At 60.1% G+C, this 16,643-nt stretch carries 14 protein-coding genes; 11 read left to right on the top strand and 3 right to left on the bottom strand.

Features of this window, described 5'->3' with window-relative positions; all coding sequences use genetic code 11:
- The first annotated feature begins 3 nt into the window (after positions 1-3).
- The 3 genes from QEH54_RS07490 (at position 4) to QEH54_RS07480 (ending at position 2,427) form a co-directional block, all read left to right on the top strand.
- Positions 4-771 (top strand): TraR/DksA C4-type zinc finger protein, encoded by a 768-nt coding sequence (locus tag QEH54_RS07490; protein WP_309018031.1) that lies wholly within the window; start codon positions 4-6, stop codon positions 769-771.
- A 24-nt stretch (positions 772-795) separates the two neighbouring features.
- Positions 796-1,350, top strand: a complete 555-nt coding sequence (gene lspA, locus QEH54_RS07485) for a signal peptidase II (RefSeq protein ID WP_309018030.1) — start codon at positions 796-798, stop codon at positions 1,348-1,350.
- Between the two features lie 90 nt (positions 1,351-1,440).
- Entirely contained in the window at positions 1,441-2,427 is a 987-nt protein-coding gene (locus QEH54_RS07480) for an MBL fold metallo-hydrolase (protein WP_309018029.1), read from the top strand.
- A 62-nt stretch (positions 2,428-2,489) separates the two neighbouring features.
- Here QEH54_RS07480 and QEH54_RS07475 read toward each other — a convergent pair whose 3' ends face one another.
- Together QEH54_RS07475 and trpB are read right to left on the bottom strand one after the other, a co-directional pair.
- Entirely contained in the window at positions 2,490-3,362 is an 873-nt protein-coding gene (locus QEH54_RS07475) for a YicC/YloC family endoribonuclease (RefSeq protein ID WP_309018028.1), read from the bottom strand.
- 29 nt (positions 3,363-3,391) lie between these two features.
- Positions 3,392-4,615 carry a tryptophan synthase subunit beta gene (gene trpB / locus QEH54_RS07470; protein ID WP_309018027.1) on the bottom strand — a complete coding sequence of 408 codons (1,224 nt, stop codon included), beginning with the start codon at positions 4,613-4,615 and terminating at the stop codon, positions 3,392-3,394.
- Positions 4,616-5,245: 630 nt separating this feature from the next.
- Between trpB and QEH54_RS07465 the strand changes: the two genes are divergently transcribed.
- Positions 5,246-5,668, top strand: a complete 423-nt coding sequence (locus tag QEH54_RS07465) for a response regulator (protein ID WP_309018026.1) — start codon at positions 5,246-5,248, stop codon at positions 5,666-5,668.
- A gap of 16 nt (positions 5,669-5,684) precedes the next feature.
- Here the strand turns inward: QEH54_RS07465 and QEH54_RS07460 are convergent, their stop codons facing one another.
- Positions 5,685-6,581: a LysR substrate-binding domain-containing protein gene (locus QEH54_RS07460; protein ID WP_309018025.1), complete on the bottom strand. Its 897-nt coding sequence runs from the start codon at positions 6,579-6,581 to the stop codon at positions 5,685-5,687.
- A gap of 70 nt (positions 6,582-6,651) precedes the next feature.
- Between QEH54_RS07460 and QEH54_RS07455 the strand changes: the two genes are divergently transcribed.
- The 7 genes from QEH54_RS07455 (at position 6,652) to QEH54_RS07425 (ending at position 16,618) form a co-directional block, all read left to right on the top strand.
- Positions 6,652-7,824: a PLP-dependent aminotransferase family protein gene (locus tag QEH54_RS07455; RefSeq protein ID WP_309018024.1), complete on the top strand. Its 1,173-nt coding sequence runs from the start codon at positions 6,652-6,654 to the stop codon at positions 7,822-7,824.
- Between the two features lie 77 nt (positions 7,825-7,901).
- Complete coding sequence (locus QEH54_RS07450; RefSeq protein WP_309018023.1) at positions 7,902-8,174, top strand: hypothetical protein; 273 nt, start codon at positions 7,902-7,904, stop codon at positions 8,172-8,174.
- A 153-nt stretch (positions 8,175-8,327) separates the two neighbouring features.
- Positions 8,328-10,220, top strand: coding sequence for an ATP-binding protein (locus QEH54_RS07445; RefSeq protein ID WP_309018022.1), 1,893 nt, complete (start codon positions 8,328-8,330; stop codon positions 10,218-10,220).
- 189 nt (positions 10,221-10,409) lie between these two features.
- The gene (locus tag QEH54_RS07440; protein ID WP_309018021.1) at positions 10,410-11,219 is read left to right on the top strand and encodes a TatD family hydrolase; all 810 of its coding nucleotides are present in this window, start codon (positions 10,410-10,412) and stop codon (positions 11,217-11,219) included.
- Positions 11,220-11,348: 129 nt separating this feature from the next.
- Positions 11,349-12,695, top strand: a complete 1,347-nt coding sequence (locus tag QEH54_RS07435) for a hypothetical protein (protein WP_309018020.1) — start codon at positions 11,349-11,351, stop codon at positions 12,693-12,695.
- The gene (locus QEH54_RS07430) at positions 12,695-13,387 is read left to right on the top strand and encodes a carboxypeptidase regulatory-like domain-containing protein (RefSeq protein WP_309018019.1); all 693 of its coding nucleotides are present in this window, start codon (positions 12,695-12,697) and stop codon (positions 13,385-13,387) included. Before QEH54_RS07435 ends, QEH54_RS07430 begins: the two co-directional genes overlap by 1 nt.
- 15 nt (positions 13,388-13,402) lie before the next feature.
- The gene (locus tag QEH54_RS07425; protein WP_309018018.1) at positions 13,403-16,618 is read left to right on the top strand and encodes an ATP-binding protein; all 3,216 of its coding nucleotides are present in this window, start codon (positions 13,403-13,405) and stop codon (positions 16,616-16,618) included.
- The last annotated feature ends 25 nt before the right edge of the window (positions 16,619-16,643 follow it).

Raw genomic sequence — 16,643 nt, 5'->3', positions numbered from 1 at the left:
CACATGCCCGAAGAAAAAAAGACCCCTAAGAAAACCAAAAAGTCTGCCGCCAAAAAGCCAGCGAAGAAGAAAAACGGAGTTTCGAAAAGCAAGGGCAGCGGCTTCTCGCTCGACGACGCCATCGCTATCGCGAGCACCCGAGGCGACGACGATTCGAAGAAGGATACCGATATCGCCGCCAAGGAAAAGGCCCGCAAGGCTCTGGAAGAGGCCGAGGCCAAGCACCAGAAGCAAAGCTACGGAGCCGCTTCACTGGCCGACATCCTCGGCTACAACCCCACCGCTCCGGTGGAGAAGAAGCGCGACGAGAGCCAAGTCCCCGCCAAGTACCGCAAGTTCTACGACCTGCTGGTCGAACTGCGAAACCACGTGAAGGAAGGCTTGCACGCCCATACCGAGGAAACCCTCAAGCGCTCCAGCAAGGACGACTCCGGCGACCTTTCCAGCTACAGCCAGCACATGGCCGACGCGGGCACCGATACCTTCGACCGCGATTTCGCCCTGAGCATGGTGTCCAACGAACAGGACGCCCTGCACGAGATCGAAGCCGCTATCGATCGCATTTTCAAAGGCACCTACGGCATCTGCGAGATGACCGGCAAGCAGATCCGAGAGGAGCGCCTGCTGGCTGTGCCCTTCACGCGCTACTCCATGAAAACCCAGGAGCAGATCGAAAAAAACACCTTCCGCTCCCGCAGCCAGGCCGGCGGCGTCTTCGCCGACGCGTCCTCGGAAGACTCCATCAGCTTCGGAGGAGACGACGACGAGTAGTAACCGCCCCCTCGCAAGCGACGCGTGAGCAAGCTCTTTCCATACCGGCTGCTGCTGATTCTGGCAGCAGCCGTTTTGATTTTCGACCAGGCCACCAAAGTCTGGGTGGTCCAGACCCTGCCCTACGGCTCCTTCTTTCCTCCGAGCTCCATCGAAGTGATCCCGGGCCTCTTCAACATCGTGCACGTGGGCAACACCGGGGCCGCTTGGTCGATGTTCTCCGACTACACTTGGGCCCTGGCCGCGGTCGGCTTCGTGGCTCTGGCGCTCATCTTCGTCTTTCGAAAAGCGCTCGAGCTCAAGCTGCGCATGAACCAGATCGCCTTCGGCCTGATCATCGGAGGCATCGTGGGAAACCTCATCGACCGCATCCGGATCGGCCACGTGGTCGACTTCCTGGATTTCCACCTGCTCGACGTCAGCCTCTTCGGCAAGGACTTCGGCGACCTCTATTTTCCCAGCTTCAATGTGGCCGATTCCGGCATCACCGTGGGCGTGGCGATCTACATCTATTTCTCGTTCAAGCAGGAACGCAGCAAGCAGGCCGCGGAGATCCAGGAGAAGAAGGATCAGCCGTAGCCGCCCCCCCGACACACCGCCCCGCCTCAATCAAACCGCGTCGGCGTTCGTTTTTCCGCTCCCAAACCCAACCCGAGCACCCAACGTATCATGCCCTCGACTACCACTCGAAGAGACGTCCTCAAGTCGCTTGCCCTCGCAAGCCTAGCCATCGGAATCGCCAGCCCATCGAAAGCCGCCTTGGGCAAAGGGAAAAAAGCCCTGACTCAGGGCGCCGGCTTCTACAAGAAACGCATCGGGGCGATCGAGCTCTACGTCATCGCCGACGGATCCATTCCCCTCGACTCCAACGTCTTCGGCAGCGGGAAGGCCAGTCGAGAAGAGATAGAAGCGGCCCTCGCGGCGACCTATCAGCCGACCGACGTCGTTCCCACTCACGTGCAAACCTTCGTGATCAAGACCGGAGACCAAACCATTCTCGTCGACACCGGTCTAAACGGCGCTTGGGGTCCCGAGAGCGGACTTCTGACCCAACACCTCGCCAACGCCGGTTTTCGCACGGAGGATATCACGGATCTGGTGCTAACGCACGCTCACCCGGATCACCTTTTCGGCGCCCTTGACAAGGCAGGAAAGCCCGTATTCAAAAAAGCGGCGCACCACATCACGCAAGCCGAGCTCGACCAGTGGTACGGGCTCTACGAGCAAATCGACAGCATCGAGCAAGAAGGCTTCGCCGACATGGTACGCGGCATCCATCAGCACCTGGAAGCGATCAAACCTAAGCTCAACGTCATCGAGCCCGACGCGGTCATCGCTCCCGGCGTAACCGGAATTCCACTACCAGGGCACACTCAGGGACACATCGGGCTCAAGCTCGAATCGGAAGGCCAACAGCATTGGTTTCTCGCCGACTTCGCCCACAACCACGAGCTCTTTCTCGCTCATCCCGACTGGGGCATCGACTATGATACCGACGGCGAACAAGCCATCGCCACGCGGCAAAAGCGCCTCGCCATGGCCGCCGAACAAGGCGTCGAAGTCAGCGGCAGCCATATGCCCTTCCCCGCGGTGGGACACATCGCCAAAGCGGGCGAAGGATACCGTTGGGTTCCGGAGCTCTGGCGCTGGAGCTAGCGAGCCCCTCGATCCATTACGAAAAGGCCGCTGCCGCAGCGGCCTTTTTTCTACCCGAACCGCTACTCCACGTTGGCGACCTGCTCGCGGATGCGTTCCAGCTCGTTTTTCATTTCCAGCACCAGCTTGGACACTTCGATGGAGCTGGCCTTGCTCCCGCTGGTGTTGATTTCGCGCCCGACCTCCTGCAGGAGAAACTCCAAAGGACGTCCGACCGGCTCGGACTTGGCGAGCAGCTGGTCGAACTGATCCAAATGGCTGTCCAGTCGAGTGATTTCCTCTGATATGTCGCAGCGGTCCGCAAACAGCGCGATCTCGCGCAGGACGCGCTCGTCGCCGAGATCGAACTCCAAGCCGGCCTGCTCCAAGCGGGAGAAGAGATTCTCCCGGTACTTGTCTACCATGCCTGGAGCGAGCTCCTTCACTTGAGCGACCAGCGCTGCCAGCCTCTGACGACGCTCGGTGAGGTCCTTGAGCAAAGCCTCGCCTTCCAGTTCCCTCATGGCTATCAAGTCGACAAGCACCGCGTCGACGCAGCGCAGCAGCAGATCTTCAACCACTTCGCTGGGAAACTCCGCCGCCTCGTCTTCGATCAATCGGGCGACCTGCACCAGCAACTGGGCATCTACCGAAAACGGGGCTCCGTAGCGATCGGCTACGGCCTTCAAGCGCTCGATGGCTCGGTCCAGCTGCTCGTCGCTTGGCAGACCTCCCTGCTCCTGGCCATCCACACGCACCTCGATGGAAAACTGAAACCTGCCGCGAGACGCCACCGCCCTCACCTTCTCCTGCACCTTGCGCTCCAGCTGCTGCAGGTCCTTGGGAAGCGAGCAGATCACCTCGAGGTTCTTGCGGTTCACCGAACTCGCTTGCAAGCCGACGATCACGCCCTTTTCGGCGAGCTCGCAGCGACCAAATCCCGTCATGCTCTTCATAATAAAAGGGACGCCTGGCAACGATTCGCTTAGACGTCCGCCCCCAGCAGCTGGGCGACTTGATTCACGTCCTTGTCACCGCGACCACTGAGACTCACCACGATGATCTGCTCCTTGCTCATCTGCGGGGCCCGCTTCGTCACGTAAGCGAGGGCATGGCTCGACTCCAGCGCGGGGATGATCCCTTCCGTGCGGCAGAGCAGCTTGAAGGCCTCCATCACGTCGTCATCGGTGGCATAGGCGAACTCGATGCGGCCGACGTCGCGATAATAGGCGTGCTCGGGACCGATCGCGGCATAGTCCAAGCCGGCGGATACGGAATGGGTCAGCTCGATCTGCCCGTCGGGATTTTGCAGAATGTACGTCTTGGACCCTTGCAGGACACCTAGGCGACCGCCTTCGAAACGAGCCGCATGCTTGCCTTGCTCGATGCCGTAGCCGCCCGCTTCCACGCCGACCATGCGGATATCTTCGTCTTCCAGAAAATCGTAGAACAAGCCGATCGCGTTGCTGCCACCGCCCACGCAGGCTACGAGCTCATCCGGCAGACGGCCTTCCTTTTCCATCATCTGCAAACGAGTCTCCTCGCCGATGATCTTGTGAAAGTCGCGCACCATCATGGGGTACGGATGAGCCCCCAGAGCGGAGCCGAGGATGTAATGCGTGTCCCGCACGTTGGTCACCCAGTCGCGCATGGCTTCGTTGACCGCGTCCTTCAGCGTTTTCTGGCCACTCTCTACGCTGCGCACTTCCGCCCCGCAGAGACGCATGCGAAAGACGTTGAGCTTTTGCCGCTCCATGTCGACCGCACCCATGTAGACCACGCATTGCAATCCGAAGCGAGCGCAGACCGTGGCGGTGGCCACCCCGTGCTGCCCGGCGCCGGTCTCGGCGATCACCCGCTTCTTGCCCATGCGCTTGGCCAGCAGAGCCTGCCCGATGGCATTGTTGATCTTGTGGGCTCCGGTGTGCAGGAGGTCCTCGCGCTTGAAGTAGATTTTCGCCCCGCCCAGCTCCTCGCTAAGCCGCTCGGCGTGATAGAGTCCGGTCGGGCGGCCCGCGAATTCCTTCAAGTATCCGGCCAGCTCCGCTTGAAATTCCGGGTCACGCTTCGCCGCCTCGTACTCCTTGCTCAAATCCTCCAAAGCGGTCACGAGCGTCTCCGGAACGTAGATGCCGCCAAACTGGCCAAAATGGCCGCTCGCGTCCGGCAGAGATGACTTGTCGATCTTGGTACCCGAAGTGGTGCTCATCGCGCCATAAGAAGATCAGCCCGGTGACGAATCAACCTGAAAAAAAGAGCCGCCACTTGCGGCTGTCCCAAGCTGCTATAAACGTAAACCATAAAAGAGGCTGCTTATATTCCCTACCCGACCACATTCATTCACCTAATGGAAAATCTTCCCCCTTCCCCCCTTCCATTTTTCCATCGGCAGCGTCGCTTTTCGCCTTCCCTTGGAGCGGAAACCGATCCACAAGCGGGGACCATGATTTCGGAGACGGAAACGCATTCCAGCTTTTCCCCTCCGGCCCTTCACCTATCCAAAATTCGATGCCGCAAACGCATGATTCTCCCTTTCGAATTCGTTCGAAACAAGCCGCCAGCCAACCAGTCCGAAAGCGCTGCTTGACGAAGCCCGTTCGATCAAGGACGCGCTCAGGCGAACACATTTTTGTAATGAATACACAAATACCTTTGAAAGCGGATCTAGATTCGCTACGCAATTGAACCTTAAATCACCGCCCCTGCTTCCTTCGCCCATTCCAATCTCCTCAACTCGGAGGCTGACAGCTAGAGACCTGCGGAAACGCATTAGGATACTTGATAAGTCTGGCCGCCACCTGACACGCCGAGCCTTCTCGACGTTTTTATATCACCATAGATGCAACGAAATTTCTATTCCGCGGACTTCGCTGAACAATATCCGATCCGGATACTCGTCGTAGAAGACAATCCGGTGAATACCAAAGTGCTGCTGCGCATGCTGAAGAAACTCGGTTACGAAGCGGACTCCGTCGTGAACGGCGAACTCGGCGCCCGCGCCGCCGAAAGCAAGCAGTACGACGCCATCTTCATGGATCTGCAGATGCCAGTGATGGACGGCTTCACATCCGCCCGGGCCATCCTCGCCTCCGACAAGATCAAGCATCCGATCTACATTTCGGCATTCACCGCAAACGTGCGAGCCGAAGACCGGAAGGCTGCCGCCGAGGCTGGCATGCACGATTTCGTAGCAAAACCGGCGGGTGTGGACGCCATCGCGAACATGCTGGTTCGGGCCTATGCCTGGCTGGCGACCAAGTAGCCGTCCCTCCAGCCCCTCACTTCGCTTCCCCTTCGCGCAACACCGTCACGAGATGCTGCAGAGGACCGGACGGATTCGCCTGGTAGACGAACACTTGCTCCAGACGAAGCTTGGGCTCCGCCAACGGCACCCTGGATATGCGGGCCCCACCCAAGCGAGCGACCGACTCCGGCAATATGGCGATCCCGCACCCGGCAACCACCATGCTGAGCATGGCCGCCGCCGCATTGGTCTCCGTCACCCTGCCCAGACGCAATCCGCGACGTCGAAACAATCCCTCTAAAAAGTCCCGATAGGCCGGCGCCACCGCGGTGGCCAGGGAAACAACGGCTCGCCCCTCCAGATCGAGCGTCTTCAAGCGCTTGCGCCGCGCCAGCTCATGATCGTTGGGCAAGCAGACCACCACCGGCTCCCGACGAAAAACCTGAGCGTTGAGCCCCGACGGAATCCCCGTCGGACGCACCCCGAGCATGGCTCCGTCCAGCTCGCCCGATTCCACCTGCCGGATCAGATCCGAAGGACTCAGCTCCACCAGCGAAAGCTGCACCTGCGGAAACCGTCGCCGATAGGCCTCGACGGAGCTCAGCCAGCTATCCCCAAGCAAGGCTCCCACGATGCCGATGCGCAAGAGCTCTGACTCCCCCGCCATGGCCCGCCGGGCCGCCTCCACCCCGCGAGCGAGAATGACCGGCACTTGATAGACTTCCTTCAAAAACACCGCTCCCGCCGCAGTCAGCGACACCGACTTGCCCTGCCGCAAAAACAGATCCACCCCCAGCAAGCGCTCCAGCTCCTTGATGTGACGACTCAACGGCGGCTGCGGGATACCCAATCGCTCCGCCGCCCTCGTAAAGTGAAAGTCGCGGCAGACCTCCAAAAAGCACTGCACCTGACGATGGCTAGGGAGCTTCATACCAATTTGATATCATTTCCTATCATCAATACTATTTTACCCAAATAGGCAAACCTTCTAAACTCTCGGCATGCAAACCGAACCCCGTCCTACGCTGGCCTTTTCTCGTCGCATCGAAAACCTGCAGGGCTCCGTGGCCCGCCATATCCTCTCTCGTTCGCAGGACGCGGATCTCATCTCCTTCGCCGGCGGCCTGCCCTCCCCCGAAATGTGGCAGGATCTGGATCTGCCGCGCCTACCCAAAAGCGCCTTTCAATACGGACCCTCGGAGGGCGACAAATCGATGCGCGACCTCTTCGCCGAGCGTTTGCAGGGGCTGGGCATAGCCTGCTCGCCTAAGCGACTCATCGTGACCACCGGCTCCCAGCAAGGCTTGGACCTGCTGTCCAAACTATTCATCGATCCGGGCTCCCCCGTCGGAATCGAGTCGCCCACCTACCTGGCCGCATTGCAGAACTTCCAGCTCTTCGGGGCGAAGCTGGTCGCCCTGCCGACCGGCTCTCCGCTGCTCAGCCTCGAGCAATGGAGCGAGCTGCTGCAAACCGAACGCCCTCGTTTCGTGTATTTGAATCCTACCTACCAAAACCCTTCCGGAGCCTGCTACTCGCTGGAAGAGCGACGGGCCGTAGCTTCGCTTTTCGATGAATACGACACCGTGCTGATCGAAGACGATCCGTATCGAGACCTCCACTTCGAAGACGCCCCGCCACCGCCGATTTGTTCGTTTCTCAGCAGAGCTCCGTGGGCCTACCTCAGCAGCGTATCCAAGATCCTGCTACCAGGACTACGCATCGGATGCCTCGCCGCCTCGGAGGCCCTCTATCCGCACTTGCTCAAGCTCAAGCAGGCGGCCGACCTTCATAGCAGCCGCACCTCACAAGCCATCGCCTGCCACTTGCTCCGAGACGCCTCCTCCCTGCGGCAGCGGCTGGCCAGAGCTCTCGCCAGCTATCGAGCCAAGCGCGACCTCATGCTCAGCTGCTTGGAAAACGACTTTCATGAGCGGGCTCGCTGGCTGCGTCCGTCCGGGGGCATGTTCGTCTGGCTGGAGCTTGCCAAGCAGCGCGATCTCTTCGCGGACTTGGAAAACTGCCTCTCGGAGGGCGTGGCCTTCATGCCAGGGGATCCATTTTTTGCGGACAGCCAGCGACACGGACGCTACCTGCGACTGAACTTCACCCATCCAAGCAGCGAACAGATCGAGCTCGGGCTGGAAACGATCGCCAGTCAGCTTTTTGACTGAGACCAGGCCGACCGGCATGGTCCATCTCGCCGCAACTCAGCGTTGCAACCGAGCCGCCAATCGGCACACTCGCCACCATGAAGCCAAGCTCTCCGCAAAATCCTGTCGACCTCTACTTCATGGACGCTCGCTCCAAGCTCATCGATATCGCGGCGTTCATGGACCGAGTAGGCAAGGACGGACTCGCCGACGACTTTCGGTACCAGGCTTTCCTCAACGCCCTGCAAGCGCTGCAGCAGGACAGCCAGCGAGCGCAAGCCGTGCTCAAGGCCTTCAGCGATCCGACCACCGAGCCAATCCCGCAGGCCACCACCAAAGCGGCATGCGGAGCCTGGCCGGGCGAAGCCTAACGCGCGGATCGTTTCAACTCGTCCTGCCGTCGCGCACCCTAGAAGCTGGGGTGTTCTCCTCAAACGCGAAGCTATATCGCCTCAAATCGCGACCTCGGCATCTAGTCGAGCCCCGTTTGCTCCGATAGGGACCTTCACCCGTCCCCATATGAAATGATCGAGCGCGTCACAGAGGTATTTTTGCAAAGCGATGCAGAGGCGCTGCCCGACTTGGCCACCCTGCGCGAGCGAATCACCAAGATCGCCTTCAAATGCATCATCCTCTTTGCCTCGCCCGTCATCCTTTTCAGCCTCATTCGGGCTCTCAAGGAGGGATGGACCTGGTACTTCACGGTGCAGCTATCGCTGTACGGAGTCTTCGTCGCCTGCTACCCTTTCGCCAAGAGCATTCCCAACAGGGTGATCACCAACATAGTGGTGGGAAACATTCTGATCATCGGGGTCTGCGGCGTAGCCGCCTGGGGACCCGCTCCCAGCCGCTTCGTTCTCTTGGTCTGCGCCTGCGTGATCTCTTCGATCGTATGCGGCTCTCGCCACGCTCTCGCGTCGATCGGCCTTGCCGCGGTCGGATCGATCTTCGCGGCGAGTTTCTACTCCTCGCTCGGCATCGCCGATGACGGGGATTCCGTTTCCAGCCATTCCGTTCGGCAATGGGCGGTCTCGATCGCCATCTTCACCCTCTATACCACCGCAGTGTGCCTGATCTCCTCGTGGATGATGAAGTCGCTCCAGGCCACCATCTCCACCCTCAGGCAGCGAGAGGCCGAGCTGGAGCATTCCAACGCTCTGCTAAGTCAGCAAGCGGCCCAACTGCAGGAGCAGGCCGCCCTTTTGGAGGAGCAAGCTCAGACGCTGACCGAAGAGCGCGACCGGGCCGAATCCGCCACCCGGGCCAAGGACCAGTTTCTCTCCATCGTCAGCCACGAGCTGCGCACCCCGCTCAATCCGATTCTCGGTTTCCTGGACATCCTCTCCGACGATCCGTCTCTCAGCCAGGAGAGCCGGCAACAGCTCGCATTGATGAATCGCTCGGGCGAGCACCTGCAGCACTTGGTCGATCAGGTGGTCGACTATTCGGAGCTGGAACACAATCAGCTGTCCATATCGCCGCAGCGCGTCCTCTGGGAGGAGCTCAGATCCGCCATCTGCGCTCGATTGAAAACCCAAGCCTTAAACAAGCAACTCGAATTCCAAGTCATCGTCGAGCCAGACGGGGCTGAAGCCTTGCGCGTCGACAGGCGCCGACTGCTGCAAATCCTCGACGAACTGGGCGGCAACGCCATCCGCTTCACCGACAAAGGCTCCGTCACCGTGCGACTGACCCTTGACCGAGCAAAGGGCGAGGACCACAGCCTGCTCACCATCGTCGTCTCCGATACCGGGCCGGGTATTCCGGAAAAAATCCTGCCCAAGCTCTTCGACCCCTTCAGCCAAGCGCACCTCGACAAAACCCGCGAGAGCTGCGGCTTCGGCCTCGGTCTGAGCATCTGCGAAAGGCTTTGCAACGCCATGGGAGGCGAGATCGAAGTGGATTCCGCCCTCGGCCGGGGCACCGAGGTAACTGTACGCCTACCGGTCAAGTCCTACTTGGCCACCCCGGGCAAGACCGCCTCCCCCGCCGCCAAACCGCGCTTCGAATCCGAACCGCACATTCTCGTGGTGGAGGACGACTTCGTGAACCAGCGCGTCGTCACCTCCCTGCTGAAAAAAATGTCCGCCCGCAGCACCTGCGTGGACAACGGCGAAAAAGCCATCGCGGCGGTCGAAAACGGGACCTACGATCTGGTGCTGATGGATATCAGCATGCCGGTGATGGATGGTCTCGCCGCCACTAAAGCGATTCGCAAGGACCCTCGCCATTCAGAGCTGCCTATCGTGGCTTTGACCGCCCACTCCTACGCTAGCTCGGAAAACGCCTGCTACGAGGCGGGCATGAACGCGTTTTTGACCAAGCCGGTAAAGGCTCCGCTGCTCTACGAAGCCATCTCCAGCTGCCTGGCGGAAAAGAAGACCGACTCCAACTCCGCAAAACCGCAAGTCGCGTAGCCGGCCGCAAAGACTGGCCGCCCGCCACGAAACAACGCCCCCTCCCCCTCGTTCGCACGGAAACCGCAGCGAAGCGTTCCACGCATTGAGCTATTGCCATCGCCGCGCCAGGTCGCTTGACTCGACGACCAGCGTAGAAGGACTTTTCCCTTCTCGTATCCAAACTCTCAGATACGTTCACGAACTCACATGCGATATATCGAACCCCACGCCCATATGGTCAGTCGGACCACCGACGACTACATCGCCATGGTCACCGCAGGGTGCAAAGCCGTCTGCGAGCCCGCCTTCTGGGCTGGTTTCGATCGCAGCTCCTCCCAAGGGTTCTACGACTACTTCCGTCAGCTGACCGAGTACGAGCCAGCTCGAGCCGCGAAGTTCAAGCTGCCGCACTTCTGCTGGCTGTGCATCAACCCCAAGGAATCGGAGGACGTGGAGCTGGCCAAGGAGGTCATCGCCCTCATACCGGAATTTCTCGACAAGCCGAACGTGCTGGGCATCGGCGAAATCGGCCTGAACAAGAACAGCCGCAACGAGATGAAGGTGCTGGAGATGCACATCGATCTGGCAGCCCGCCACAACCAGCTCATTCTGGTGCATACACCGCACCTCGAGGACAAGCTCAAGGGCACGCAGCTGATCGTGGATCTGATAAAATCCGATTCGCGCATCGATCCAGCTCGCGTCCTGATCGACCACGTGGAGGAACACACCGCCAAGTACGTCATGGACGCCGGCATGCGCGGGGGCATCACCCTCTACCCGGAGTCCAAGACCACCGCCCCGCGGGCCATCGACATCCTGGAAACCTACGGACCGGACCGCCTTTGGATGAACTCCGCCTGCGACTGGGGCGTCAGCGTGCCTCTCGCCGTGCCCTACGCCGCCATGGAAATGCGACGCCGCGGCTACGACGACGAGATCATCGATACGGTTTTCTACCAGACCCCGGTGAGTTTTCTCAAACAGTGCCCGAATTTCGCTCGGTTCGACTGGTAAGGCCCATCCCATCGAGTCCCTCTCCCAGCCACGCCTGGAAAGCAGACGCGACGAAGCTGGCACGACTTCGCCGAGAAATTCGAGCTTCGGCTTAGCTACGAACCCTGGCCGCCGATACCTAGTGTTCGTATGGCCTACTCTAACCCTCGCACCAAGGGAACGCTCTCCAGAGTTCTCTCCTGCTCGCTTTGCCTCGCCATCGCTAGCAGCGCCTTATCGAACGACGATCTCGAACGACGCCTGAGCGAGCTCGCCACGCAAAACGAGACCCTGCTCAAGCTGGCTCAGCAGCAGCAGGCGGAAATCGCCGCCCTCAAGCAGCGCTTGGAAAGCCTCGAAAGCGAGGACCAGGCGCAGGAGCTCGCCATCCAAGACCTGCAAGACAGCGCCTTCCAGCGCAGCGCCGCGCCGGCCCGAAAGAGCCTCAACGAGCGCCTGATCGTTTCCGGCGAAGCGGGTCTGGCCTTCTTCGCGGGCGAGAAGAACAACGAGTTTCCCAACGAGGAGTTTCGCGTGGACGACGCTCGACTGTTCCTCGAGGCCGAACTGAGCCGCGGCATCTACCTGGTAGGCGGCCTCGAACTGTTTCGCCGCGAATCCGACGACGAAGGCATCGAAGTGGGCTCTCTCTTCGTGGATTTCGAAAACGCCTTGGGACTCGAGGGCGAGCTGGACCGCCTGGTAAACCTCCGGCTCGGGCGCTTCGACATTCCTTTCGGCGAAGAGTACCTGAATCGCTACGTCATGCAGAATCCGCTCATCTCCCATTCCGTGGCCGACCTTTGGGGCATCGACCAAGGCGTCGAACTCTATGGCGATCTCGATCGCTTCTCCTACGCAGTGGCAGTGCAAAACGGAAACACCTCCTTGCTGCGCGACTTCGACTCAGACAAATCCATCGCCGGCCGCATCGGCTACCAAGTCACCAACGAGCTCGACCTGAGCCTCAGCCTCATGCGCACCGGCGACCTCGACGCAGCTCGAGATCAGCAGTCCGAACTCTGGATAGGAAACGTGGTGTTCGTGCCGATCGGCTCAGACCAGACCACCCAGTTCAGCGCCGAGCTCGCCCAGTTGGATTTCAGCTACCTCTGGGAGGGCGGTTCCTTGCTCGGAGCCTACGGCGAAGCTTGGTACCATGATGACGATCCGCTTGGCGACAACGGCCGAGACTTTTCCTTCTACCACCTGGAAGCTCGTCAAAGCCTCTCCGACCAGCTCTACCTAGCGGCCCGCTTCAGCTCCATGGAGGTGGATGGCGGCTACCCTATCGCTGGCAACGGAGCCCGCTCCATCTACCTTTTCGGCGGAACGCTCACGGAACAGCTCGAACGCGCCTCTCTCGGCCTTGGCTACTGGATCAACGACGACACCGTCATGAAAGTCGAATACACCATCGAAAACGGCGAGCAGACCGATGGAAACAAACGCCAGGATACCGATCAATTCGCCGCGGAGCTGGGGGTTCGCTTCTAATGCAAGCCACACGGTCCATCCTCGGCCTCGCAGCCTGCCTCGGCCTCGCCCTCTCTTGCTCGGAAGGAGGCGACATCGTGGGCTCCATCCAGGCAACCGCCCCGAACATCGAGACTTCCCGCTCGAACGACAGCGCGTATCAATCTCGCAGATACAAGTTCCTCGACACCATCGACTACGAAAGCCTGCGCGATTTCGTAGTCAGCATCGAGTCCATCGAGGAGAGCGATCAAGCTCGGCAAAACAGCAAACTCGCCAGCGTGTCGCAAAAGGACGGCGCCTTCATTCCCCACGTGCTGCCCATCGCGGCAGGCACGGAAGTCGAGTGGCCAAATCGCGACGAGATCTACCACAACGTCTTCTCCATGTCGGAGGTCAGACCATTCGACCTCGGCATGTACAAAAGCGAAGACGACCCCAAACGCCTCGTATTCGATAAGCCAGGACAAGTCGACGTCTTCTGCGCCATCCATTCGCAAATGCACTGCATCGTGCTCGTATTGCCAAACGCCTACTTTTCAAAAAGCGACCGACGGGGCCGCTTCGAGATCAAAGACGTCCCTCCTGGCTCCTATCGACTTAAGGCCTGGCACGAGCGGCTTCCCTCAAAATACCTCGACATCGAAGTGCCCGAGCAGGGAGACCTCGAGATCGATATCGTGATGGGACTGCTCGACCTTCCCAAGATCTAAGCCCCACCCCCACCCGTGAATCCGAGCAAGAGCAATCGATATTTTTCATTTCAGACGAAGGTACTCGTCCCAGTGCTCTTTCTGCTGATCGCTCTGCCAGCAGGCACGGTGTATTTGGTAAACCAGCACGTCCAAAAAATGACCCTGGAAGAGGCTCAGGACCAGCTGGCCACCGCCGAAGCGGTTCTCCTGAACTCTCTGGAAATCCACAGCCGCTCCCGACAGATCCAGTTCAAGAACGCAGTCAACGAGCCTCGCTTCAAGGCGGTTTCCCAACTCGACGAGGAAACGATGCGTTCCTACCTGAGAAACCTCTTTCGAGAATTCGAGGCGGACGTTCTCGCTCTGGTCTACACGCCGATCGACGGCTCCGAGCAGAGCCTGGTCAGACGTGACACCACCATCAACCTGTCAACCTTTGCCGACACCGTGGCCGACAGCATAGACACCGCTCTCGGAGGAGAGCTCTCAGCTGACTACTACGCGATCAACGAAAGCCTTTTCAACGTCATCTCGGTGCCGGCCTTTCTCACCAACGCCGGCTACCCGGTGGGCTGCCTAACCATAGGAATCAAACTTGGCGACCAGCCGATCTCCGAGCTGAAAGCTCTCACCCGAGCGGAGCTCGCTTTCGTCTCGGATCGTTCGACCCTCGGCACTTCGCTCTCAGGCCAGCAGGAGCTGGAAGCCCTGCAATTGGTCTCGAACCATGGCGGCAGACAGGATAAGTTTGTCCAAACCGCCCTCTTGAATGGCGAACACTTCCATCTCCTCACAAACCAGCTTCAGGTCAATTCGAGTTCGTCACCACCGATTCGATACACGTTGCTAACCTCCTACGAAAAGGAGCTGCTCGCCCTCTCAAACACGAGAAACCTGCTCCTAGCCATCAGTCTTGGAGGCATAAGCGCGAGCGTCTTCATTATCTGGATACTCATCCGCCGCATCACAAGTCCCCTGAGGGCCCTGAAGCGCGGCGCCGAAGCGGTCGGACGCGGGGACTTCTCCCAACGGGTCGATTGCCAGAGCAATGACGAATGCGGAGCCTTGGCCGGCGCCTTCAATGTCATGACCACGAACTTGCAGAGCTCGCGACGCGACCTCGAGAACACGGTCAGCGAGTTGAGAGAGACCCAGGCCCAGCTCCTGCAACGCGAGTCCAGGCTGCGTGAAAGCGAGGAGGGGCTGCGCCTCATCATCGAAGGAGCCAGAGACCATGTGATCTTCACTTTGGACGATCATGGACGCCCGCTCCGCTGGAACAGCGCCGCCGAGCGCATGCTGGGCTATTCCTCCGAAGAGGCCAACGCTCTGGAGTATTCCCGCCTCTTCCACTCGACCGACCTGAGCGACGAAGCGCCGGAGGAGCTTCTGATCATCGCCCGACGGACGGGCCAAGCCTCTTTCGAAGGTTGGCGCGTACGCAAGGACGGCACGCGCTTCTGGGCGGACGTCACCCTCTCCCGCCTGGCGAAGGTCGACGGCTCGGAGACCGGCGGATTCGTGGAGATCGCCCGCGACATCACCGCTCGCAAGGAGGCCGAAGAGGCCCTGCGCAAGGCTCGCGACGCCGCGGAGTCCTCGGATCGGGCGAAAAGCGAATTCCTCGCCAACATGAGCCACGAGTTTCGCACTCCCATGAACGGCATCATCGGCATGGCAGGGCTTCTCAGCAGCCTGGAACTGAGCGAGGAACAGAGCGAGTACGTGGAAACCATCCGCTATTCCGCGGACTCCCTGCTCGCCATCATCGACGACATTCTCGACATCGCTAAGATCGAGGCGGGCCAACTCGAGATTTCGACCGGGCCCATCAACCTGATCGAATGCGTGGAGGAGACGGTCCAGCTCTTCGCTCCGGACTGCGCGAAGAAGGGTCTGGAGCTGCATCTGGTCATTGCACCGGGCGTTCCTGGAATTGTGGATACAGATGCCAGCCGCCTGCGCCAAGTGCTGGTAAACCTCATCGGAAACGCCATCAAGTTCACCAAATCCGGTGGAGCGATCGTCAGCGTCGACTACGAACACTCTCAGCAGAAGCTAGCGGTTTCGATTGAGGACACCGGCATTGGAATACCGCCGGAGAAGATCCGGCACCTTTTCGACCCGTTCTATCAAGTGGAGTCCTCCGCCTCCCGCCAATATGGCGGCACGGGCCTCGGCCTCACCATCACGCGCAATATCGTGTCGCTGCTCGGCGGACGCGTGACCGCGCAGAGCGAAGCCGGAAAAGGTTCGCGCTTTTCCTTCACCATCAAGGCCGACGCCATCGAAACCGTCACCACCCTTGCGCCCATCAGTGGACGAAACGTCCTCGTGATCACCGACAGCGAACTGGCGTGGAAGGCCCTTCAGGCGCAGCTCGGATTCTGGAGCATGTCCTCTCGGCGTTGCCGCTCGAACCCGGACCAAGTCACCAGGAGCCTGGTGGAAAACGAATTCGACCTGCTGATTGTCGACCCATCGGCCACTCGACTGGATACCATAAGAGCTCTCATCGACTGCCAGGAACGAAGCAAGGGGGCGTTTCCTCCCTTCATTCGTCTCCTGTCATTGGATACTGAAGACGAGCTGACGCCTTGCGTGAACAGTCAGGCCATCCGCACGCCCGCTCGCCCCACCGCGCTTCACCGCTCGATGTGCGAACTCGTGCTTGGCGGCCCATCCCGCCAAACGACAGAGCTGCCGATCTTCATCGGACCATCCGACTCGGAGCCCGCCCGAGAACCGGCCGTAGCGCCCAAGCCCGAACCGGAGGCCGAAGAGAAATCCAGCCAAGAGCAAAAGCCATCCAAATCGTCGCCAAGAAAAGGATACGACAGCGACTTCGCGACAAAGCACCCGCTTCGCCTGCTGGTGGTCGAGGATAACGCCATCAATACCAAGGTCCTGGTCAAGCTGCTCAAGAAGCTCGGCTACGCGCCCGATACCGCCGAGAATGGCCAGGAGGGCTTGAAAGCCGCGGAGAGCATCCGCTACGACGCCATCTTGATGGACCTGCAAATGCCCGTGATGGACGGCCTGGAAAGCGCTCGGCGCATCCTGGCCTCGGATCTGATCGAACATCCAGTCTACATTTCCGCCTTCACCGCCAACGCTCGACAGAGCGACCAGGAGGATTGCATCGAGGCCGGCATGCACGATTTCGTGGCCAAACCTGCCCGAGTGGAGGCCGTGACCGGCGTGCTGGAGAGAGCCCACAGCTGGATCCAGGATCGCCTCGAGGTCTGAACGCCCCCTTTCCAGGACGCGATGC

Source organism: Pelagicoccus sp. SDUM812003 (genome assembly GCF_031127815.1).
GTDB lineage: Bacteria > Verrucomicrobiota > Verrucomicrobiia > Opitutales > Opitutaceae > Pelagicoccus.
This window is presented reverse-complemented; position numbering and strand designations above follow the sequence as displayed.

Coding starts and splice junctions, on each gene's coding strand:
- QEH54_RS07490 (WP_309018031.1), top strand. CDS start 4: ATGCCCGAAGAAAAAAAGACCCCTAAGAAAACCAAAAAGTCTGCCGCC.
- QEH54_RS07480 (WP_309018029.1), top strand. CDS start 1,441: ATGCCCTCGACTACCACTCGAAGAGACGTCCTCAAGTCGCTTGCCCTC.
- QEH54_RS07475 (WP_309018028.1), bottom strand. CDS start 3,362: ATGAAGAGCATGACGGGATTTGGTCGCTGCGAGCTCGCCGAAAAGGGC.
- trpB (WP_309018027.1), bottom strand. CDS start 4,615: ATGAGCACCACTTCGGGTACCAAGATCGACAAGTCATCTCTGCCGGAC.
- QEH54_RS07465 (WP_309018026.1), top strand. CDS start 5,246: ATGCAACGAAATTTCTATTCCGCGGACTTCGCTGAACAATATCCGATC.
- QEH54_RS07460 (WP_309018025.1), bottom strand. CDS start 6,581: ATGAAGCTCCCTAGCCATCGTCAGGTGCAGTGCTTTTTGGAGGTCTGC.
- QEH54_RS07455 (WP_309018024.1), top strand. CDS start 6,652: ATGCAAACCGAACCCCGTCCTACGCTGGCCTTTTCTCGTCGCATCGAA.
- QEH54_RS07450 (WP_309018023.1), top strand. CDS start 7,902: ATGAAGCCAAGCTCTCCGCAAAATCCTGTCGACCTCTACTTCATGGAC.
- QEH54_RS07445 (WP_309018022.1), top strand. CDS start 8,328: ATGATCGAGCGCGTCACAGAGGTATTTTTGCAAAGCGATGCAGAGGCG.
- QEH54_RS07440 (WP_309018021.1), top strand. CDS start 10,410: ATGCGATATATCGAACCCCACGCCCATATGGTCAGTCGGACCACCGAC.
- QEH54_RS07435 (WP_309018020.1), top strand. CDS start 11,349: ATGGCCTACTCTAACCCTCGCACCAAGGGAACGCTCTCCAGAGTTCTC.
- QEH54_RS07430 (WP_309018019.1), top strand. CDS start 12,695: ATGCAAGCCACACGGTCCATCCTCGGCCTCGCAGCCTGCCTCGGCCTC.